We start from the raw sequence: 6,555 nt of genomic DNA, 5'->3' as shown, positions 1-6,555 counted from the left end.
CTCGTACGGGCCGCCGCCGTTTCGGGCTACTCCACCGGGGACGGTCCCACGGCGGGGAAGAGGATCGGGCTGAGCAGGTACGGCTCCCGGCCCGGCGCCGGCCCGTTCGCCAGCCGAGGTGCCAGGACGGCCCGCAACTCGCCGCCGAGCTCCGCGAGTTCCGCCGGGTCGAGCCAGCACGTGCCCTGCCGGTAGGCCACCCCCTGGGCGGCCGGGTCGGCGTCCTCGCGGTCGAGGTAGGCGTTGAACTCGGCGATCAGGACGGCCATCGCGGCGGCGAAGCCCCGGCGGTGGTCCTCCCGCGTCATCGCGGCGGCCGCGGCGTCGTCCACGACCGGGCGGTCCTCGCGCAGCCGGTAGTGCCGCTCGACGGCGCCGCGCACCCGGCGCTCCTCGGCGACCTCCAGGAAGCCGGCCTCCGCGAGCAGCGCGACGTGCCGGTACACCGTCACCTTCGACACGCCGGACAGCCGCTCGCACAGCTGCGAGGTGGTGAGCACCTGCCCGCCGGCGAGGGCGTGCACCACGCGCAGGCGCACCGGGTGGAGGAGGAGGTCTACCGCTTCGAGGTCCATTGCCCAACGATTTCACAGTCGCTATCATTATCAAAGATGAAAACAGTGCGTCCGGGAGACGACCCGGGTGCCGGTTCCCAGGGGGGAAGCACCATGCGCCAGACGAACGGGCGGGCCATCACCGTCAACGGGCGATCGATCCACGTCGAGGAGTCCGGCCACGGTACGGACGTCGTGCTCTTCGAGTCGGGCCAGGGCCTCGGCCGCGCCTCCTGGGACCCGGTCCTGCCGCTGCTCGCGGACCGTGCCCGGCTGGTCGCCTACGACCGGGCCGGCTTCGGCCGCAGCGCCCGCACCGACGCCCCGCTCGACCTCGACGACCTGGCGGCCGACCTGGTCGCCCTCGCCGAGGCCGTCGCCCCCGACCGGTTCGTCCTGGTCGCCCACAGCATGGGCGGCCTGGTCGCCCGCCTCGCGTACCGGCGCCTCGCGCCCCGGCTGCGCGGCATCCTGATGGTCGACACCACACCGGAGACCGCGCCCGCCTTCGACGCCATCGACCAGATCGCCCGCCGCGTCGACCGCACGCTCGCCATCGCCCAACCCCTGGTCCGCAGCCGCCTGGTGGCCCGTCTGCTCAGCGGCACCGCCCGCCGGGTCTTCCCCACCGACACCTACGAGACCATGCTCGCCGAGGACTTCGTCCCGGCCGGCCTCGCCCAGACCCGCCGCGAATTCCGCGCCGTCGCGGCCGCCGTCCCCCGGCTGCGCGCCGAACCCCCGGCACCCCCCGGCTGCCCGACCGTCCTGCTGTCCGCCGACCGCCCCCGCCGAGGCGGCGAACGCACCCACCCCGCCCTCCAGGAACACCAGCGCCGCTGGACCGAAACCCTCCCCGACGGCCGCTACGAGACCGTCGACGCCGGCCACTTCATCCAGGGCGAGCGGCCCGACGTGGTCGCCGCCCGGATCCGCGAACTCCTCGACCGCAGCTGAGCGGTGGGCCACCGGGCGTCGGTCGACCGGCCGCAGAACGTCCGCCCGTCCGACCCGATCGCCGGCCTCGGCCGGTTCAGGCCGACGGCAGCAGTCCGGGCACCGGGCCGCCGCGACGGGACAGCCGGCGCAGGAAGGTCAGCACTCCGGGTGTCCCGACCGCCCAGGCGCGGGACTCGGCGGTCGGGTCGCCGCCGGGGAAGACCGGGCGGCCCGCCGGCCCGCCGGCCCGGGTGAGGAGCAGGGCTGCCAGTTGCTCCGCCGCGTGCCAGTGGCGGGGGTCGCCGGTGGCCGTGGCGAGGTCCACGAGGAGGTCGCCGACTCCGGCCAGACCGCAGCAGCGGACCACCAGGGCGGTGCGCGGGGCGAGCGTCCGGCAGGTGTCGGCCGCGTCGGCGGCCAGGGCGAGGAGGGCGTCGTCGCCGTACTGGATCCCGGCCTGGACGAGGACCGTGCCGAGGCCGGCCAGGCCCCGGCACCAGGAGAGGTAGCGGCGGGTCGCCCCGGGCCGCAGGGCGGCCGCGTTGAGGCGGGGGAGGTCGGCGGCGAGTCCGTCGACGATGCGGCGGGCGGTCCGGCAGGACGCCTCGTCGGGCCGGGCGAGCAGGAAGTGGGCGATGCCCGCGCGGCCGTGCGCGAAGCCCTCGGCGAGGGCGGCGGTGCCGGGGTTGGGCGCCTCGCCGGGGTCGTCGAGGGGCCGGGCGGTCAGTGCCGTGGCGCACGCGGCGGCCGCCGCGAGGTGCCGGTCGGTGTCCCGGCCGAGGGCGGCGAGCAGCAGGTGGGCGGTGCCGAGCCCGGCCGCGCCGGCGATCTGGTCGGTCCCGGCGGGCTCGTGGTGGCGAAGGTACGGGGAGTTCGTACCGGGCGGCGCCGTGCCGAGGGTGTCGGCGGCCCGGGCGAGGAACAGGTCGGCCCCCGCCCGGCCCTGGTAGAGCGAGCCGTCGAGGCGGTCGAGCGCCGGGTGGGCGGCCGTCCAGTCGGCCAGGGCGGTGGCGGCGGCCCGGGCGTCGGGGCGGTCCGCGTGCTCCAGCAGTTCGAGGCCGAGGCCGGCGGCGCCGTCGTAGAGCGACAGCAGGGTGCGGGGTTCGCCGGCGCGCGGGTCGGTGGCGACCAGCTCGCGGGCCATCCGCACGCAGGTGCCGACGGTGTGGTCGACGGCCTCGTCGAGCGGGGCCCGCCGCGGCCCGGCCGAGCGCCGGGCCGGGGGGCGGCCGAGCGGCCTCCCCTCCCGCAGGCCGGCGGCGGCGGCCGCGCGCCAGGCCCGGTCCGGGCTCACCAGGCCCGTGACCAGGGCCACCGCGGAATCCGCCGAGTCCGAAGGCCCGGGGAGGGCCGCGCGCAGACAGGCCAGGGTGCGGTCGCGGTTGGTCGCCGGGTCGGGGTCGATCACCACCGGGTCGAGGCCGGTGAGGGCGTGGTGCAGCGTGGTGCCCAGCGCGTAGTAGTCCTCGGTGGGGTCGGTTCCGGTGGCGCCGGGCAGCCCGTAGCCCGCCGTGGCGCCGGGCGGGCGGGCGCCGTCGAGGGAGCTGACGCCGAAGTCGACCAGCGAGCAGCCGCCGGCGGCGTCGAGCACCACGTTCGCGGGTTTCAGGTCGCAGACCACCACGCCGCGCGCGTGCACCGCGTCCAGGATCCGCAGCAGTCCGCGCGCCAGGCGCCACCAGTCGCGCCCGCCGGTGCCCGGCCGCAGGTCGTACGGGCCCGCGGCGAGGACGTCGCGCCGCAGGTCGCGCGGCCCGCACGCGCCGCTGACCAGGTACTCGTCGGCGCCGTGCCGGAAGTAGTCGACCAGCGGCGGCACCCCGGGCACCCCGGCCAGGGCGGTGAGCACCCGGCGTTCGTGCCGGAGCCGGCCGCGCGCGTCGGTGCCCGCGCCGTCCTCGCCGACGTGGGCGCGGGCCTGTTTGACCACCACCTCGCGCCCGGTGGCGAGTTCGACCGCGCGGTAGACGTGGCCGTTCGGCGAGCGGGTGATCCCGGCGGTGATCCGGTACCGGCCCTCGCCGACCCGGGTGGTCGGCGGCCGGGCGGCGGCCGCGACGGGCGCGAACGGGTCGCTCGCCCAGGGCGGTTGGCGGTAGCGGGCTTCGGCCAGGCCGGGGAAGACCGCCCCGTCCGGGCCGGTCATGCCGTAGTCGGCGCCGTCGTCCGTGACCCGGAACAGTCCGTAGCGGTAGTAGACCGGCGCGTCCGGCCGGAGCCGGAGGTCGCTCACCACCCGGGGCCCGGCCCAGCCGGCCAGCGCCCGGGCCAACTCCGTTCCCAGCGCGACGAGGTCCGCCTCGTCCGGGTAGACCGTGACGGCCTTGCCCACGGCCGCGGGGCCGCGCAGCCCGCTGTTGAGCTCCCGCAGCACGGCCGCGCCCGCCGCGAACTTCGCGTCGCAGGTGCGGCGCAGCAGGATCGGGACCACCGCGTCCAGCAGCTGCGGGAGTTGGCCCTGCCGGGCGGACAGGTGGAGCTTCCAGCCGTGGGCGCGCGCCGGCATCCGCGGGTCCTGGAGGTACCACCAGTGCCCGTCGGTGTGCAGCGGGCGGCGCGGGCCGGGCGCGGCGGCCGCCAGGTCGGCGACCCGGCGCCGCAGGGCCTCGGCGGAGCCGGGGTCGGGTGGTGTGGTCATCGCTCCGCCCTCCCCCGGTCCGCTTCCTCGGTACGGGTCAGCAGTCCACGGCGCAGTCGAAGCGCGTCGGAACGTAGGTGACCCACGGGTCGGCGAGACACGCGACCGGGGCGAGGTCCGCGTCGTGCTCGTCCTCGAAGACGATGACGTCCTCGTCGATGTCCAGCAGGCCTGCGTCGCGGATCTCGGTCACCACTGCGCTCATGGGTGGTTCCTCCCTTGGGGGTTGGACCTGCTCTTGCGGATCACGCCGGGCGCGCGGGACACCTGGGCACGCTGATCCGACGTGACCCGCAAGAGGGGGCCTGGGCCGGTGTTCCTTGCGGTTGGCGCCTCATGCTAGCCACGCCGACCGGTCCGCGACAGGGGTACGACAACGCCAACTCGGCCGCTCAGCACCGCGATTCCCGGCGACCGGAACGGACCGTTCAGTCACTCACCAGGCGGCGGCCGGTGATCTCGTCCGGGCTGATCCGGATCCAGCTGGTCCGGTCGCCGCCGGCCCAGGGGATCGCGCCGGGGAGACCGACCAGGTGGTGCAGGGCGGCGGGGTCGTGCACGTGGTGGGCGGTGCCGAGGAGGAGGACGCTCCAGCCCCGGCCGAGGTACTCGTCGATGTGGTCGATCTGGAAGGAGAGCGCGGTGCCCTCGGCCGGGGCGCCACGCTCGGTGGTGCGGTAGGCGATGGTGCCGTCGTCGACGACGTAGTTGACGGGGACGACGACCGGGCCCGGCTGGAGCGGCAGGGCGATGCGTCCGACGCCGTGGGTGCCGATCAGCTCCCAGCACTCGGGTTCGGTGAGGCCGAACAGCCGCGGGTGCGGGCCGGGGCCGCCCTGGCCGGGCGGGGCGTCGGCGCGGCCTTCGAGCAGTTCGCCGCGGCTGAGGCCGAGTGCGGCGGCGATCCGGACGAAGCCGCCGGGGTCGAAGGCCGGTCCGGCTTCGAGCAGGTAGTGCAGGTAGCGGGGGGCCATGGCCGCCTGGTGGGCGAGGTCGTCCTCGCTGAGGCCGAGTTGTTCGCGCCGCTCGGCGATCCGGCCGGCCACGGCGGCGGGTTCGGCCCGGTCGACGGCGTCAGGGGTGTCGTTCACGGTGGTGGCTCCTCGGCTTGCCGGCGGGTGCCCGGGGTCGCGCCCGGCGTCGTGTCCCGGTCGTGTCCGGGCGGTGACCAGGCCGGATCCATCCAAGCGCCCGGCGTGCGCCAAGTCGAGGAACGGCGGGGCGCCGTGCGTGTCGGCTCGGGGCGAACCGTGGCCGGCCCACCCGACCGACCCGAGCCCGGCGGGCCCGACCTTGATCGGCTCCGCCCCGCCTGCGATCATCGCGCTGACGTCGAATCAGGTCGGCGTCCGCTACGGGGAGGAGTGCCATCCGTGATCGTTGTGACGGGTGCCACCGGTACGGTCGGGTCGAAGGTGGTCGTGGGGCTGCGCGAGCGCGGCGAGGCGGTGCGGGCGCTGGTGCGCGCCGGTTCGCCGGGCCCGGCGGAGTGGGACGACGCGGTCGAGCGGGTGGCCGCCGACTTCTCGGATCCGGCTTCGCTGGACGCGGCCCTGGCCGGGGCCGACGTCGTCTACCTCCTGGTGGCCGTCCACCCCGAGATGGCCGCCCACGAGCGGAACGTGATCGACGCGGCCGTGCGCACCGGCCGGCGGCCCCGGATCGTGCTGCACGCGGCGGCGGGCGTCGAGCAGCGGCCGGAGGGCGTCCGCTTCGTGGGCGCGCACGTCAGCGGCCTGGACCACCTGAGGGCCTCCGGGCTGCCGTGGACGGTCGTGGCGCCGAACGGCTTCCACCAGAACGTCCTGGGCATGGCCGTGGGCGTCCGGGCCGGCACCCTCGCGGCGCCGGGCGGCGAGGGCGCGGTGTCGTACGTGGACGCCCGGGACGTGGCGGCGGCCGCCGTCGAGGTGCTGGCGACCGAGGGCCACGAGGGCGCGGTCTACACCCTGACCGGCCCGGAGGCGCTGTCGCACGACGCCTTGGCCGAGCGGCTCGCCGCGGTCGCGGGCCGCCCGGTGGCGTACACCGCGCTGGCACCCGAGGCGGCCCTGGCCGGAATGCTCGACGCGGGCTGGGACCAGTGGCGCGCCGAGGGCATGGTCGAGCTGTACGGGCTGTACGCGGCCGGGTACGCCGCCGCCGTCAGCCCCGACGTGGAGAAGCTCACCGGCCGCCCGGCGCGCTCCTTCGCCGAGTTCGCCGCCGAGCACGCGGCCGCCTTCGCCGGCTAGGCAAGAGGGTTCCAGGACGCCCGTGGTGCGCGCGCCACGGGCGTCAGCCCGCCGCCGGGGTGGCGCGGTCGCGCCTTACCGGCGGAGCGGACGGTCCGTCAGGATCCCTGGCGCACGCGGCTGTCGATCCCCGCGGCCGGGGCGCATACTGTCCTGCGCGGCTCGCACCCGCGCGACAGGGCCCGCTCAG

6 protein-coding genes are annotated in these 6,555 nt (G+C 76.7%); 2 read left to right on the top strand and 4 right to left on the bottom strand.

What is annotated here, in order from left to right; all coding sequences use genetic code 11:
* Positions 1-26: 26 nt before the first annotated feature.
* Complete coding sequence (locus ACFWPI_RS26080; protein WP_380425065.1) at positions 27-575, bottom strand: helix-turn-helix domain-containing protein; 549 nt, start codon at positions 573-575, stop codon at positions 27-29.
* A gap of 93 nt (positions 576-668) precedes the next feature.
* On the opposite strand from ACFWPI_RS26080, the gene ACFWPI_RS26075 reads away from it, so the two are divergent.
* The gene (locus ACFWPI_RS26075) at positions 669-1,511 is read left to right on the top strand and encodes an alpha/beta fold hydrolase (protein WP_380378783.1); all 843 of its coding nucleotides are present in this window, start codon (positions 669-671) and stop codon (positions 1,509-1,511) included.
* 76 nt (positions 1,512-1,587) lie between these two features.
* Here the strand turns inward: ACFWPI_RS26075 and lanL are convergent, their stop codons facing one another.
* The 3 genes from lanL to ACFWPI_RS26060 all read right to left on the bottom strand — a co-directional run bounded on the left by lanL (position 1,588) and on the right by ACFWPI_RS26060 (position 5,222).
* Positions 1,588-4,131, bottom strand: a complete 2,544-nt coding sequence (gene lanL, locus ACFWPI_RS26070) for a class IV lanthionine synthetase LanL (protein WP_380378785.1) — start codon at positions 4,129-4,131, stop codon at positions 1,588-1,590.
* Positions 4,132-4,168: 37 nt separating this feature from the next.
* Complete coding sequence (locus ACFWPI_RS26065; RefSeq protein ID WP_380378787.1) at positions 4,169-4,336, bottom strand: SflA family class IV lanthipeptide; 168 nt, start codon at positions 4,334-4,336, stop codon at positions 4,169-4,171.
* Between the two features lie 223 nt (positions 4,337-4,559).
* Positions 4,560-5,222, bottom strand: a complete 663-nt coding sequence (locus ACFWPI_RS26060) for a helix-turn-helix domain-containing protein (protein ID WP_380378788.1) — start codon at positions 5,220-5,222, stop codon at positions 4,560-4,562.
* Between the two features lie 282 nt (positions 5,223-5,504).
* On the opposite strand from ACFWPI_RS26060, the gene ACFWPI_RS26055 reads away from it, so the two are divergent.
* On the top strand, positions 5,505-6,365 hold the full coding sequence (locus ACFWPI_RS26055; RefSeq protein ID WP_380378790.1) for an NAD(P)H-binding protein: 861 nt from the start codon (positions 5,505-5,507) through the stop codon (positions 6,363-6,365).
* Positions 6,366-6,555: the final 190 nt, after the last annotated feature.

It is taken from the genome of Kitasatospora sp. NPDC058492 (assembly GCF_042720685.1).
Taxonomy (GTDB): Bacteria; Actinomycetota; Actinomycetes; order Streptomycetales; family Streptomycetaceae; genus Kitasatospora.
This window is presented reverse-complemented; position numbering and strand designations above follow the sequence as displayed.

Coding starts and splice junctions, on each gene's coding strand:
- ACFWPI_RS26065 (WP_380378787.1), bottom strand. CDS start 4,336: ATGAGCGCAGTGGTGACCGAGATCCGCGACGCAGGCCTGCTGGACATC.
- ACFWPI_RS26080 (WP_380425065.1), bottom strand. CDS start 575: ATGGACCTCGAAGCGGTAGACCTCCTCCTCCACCCGGTGCGCCTGCGC.
- ACFWPI_RS26075 (WP_380378783.1), top strand. CDS start 669: ATGCGCCAGACGAACGGGCGGGCCATCACCGTCAACGGGCGATCGATC.
- lanL (WP_380378785.1), bottom strand. CDS start 4,131: ATGACCACACCACCCGACCCCGGCTCCGCCGAGGCCCTGCGGCGCCGG.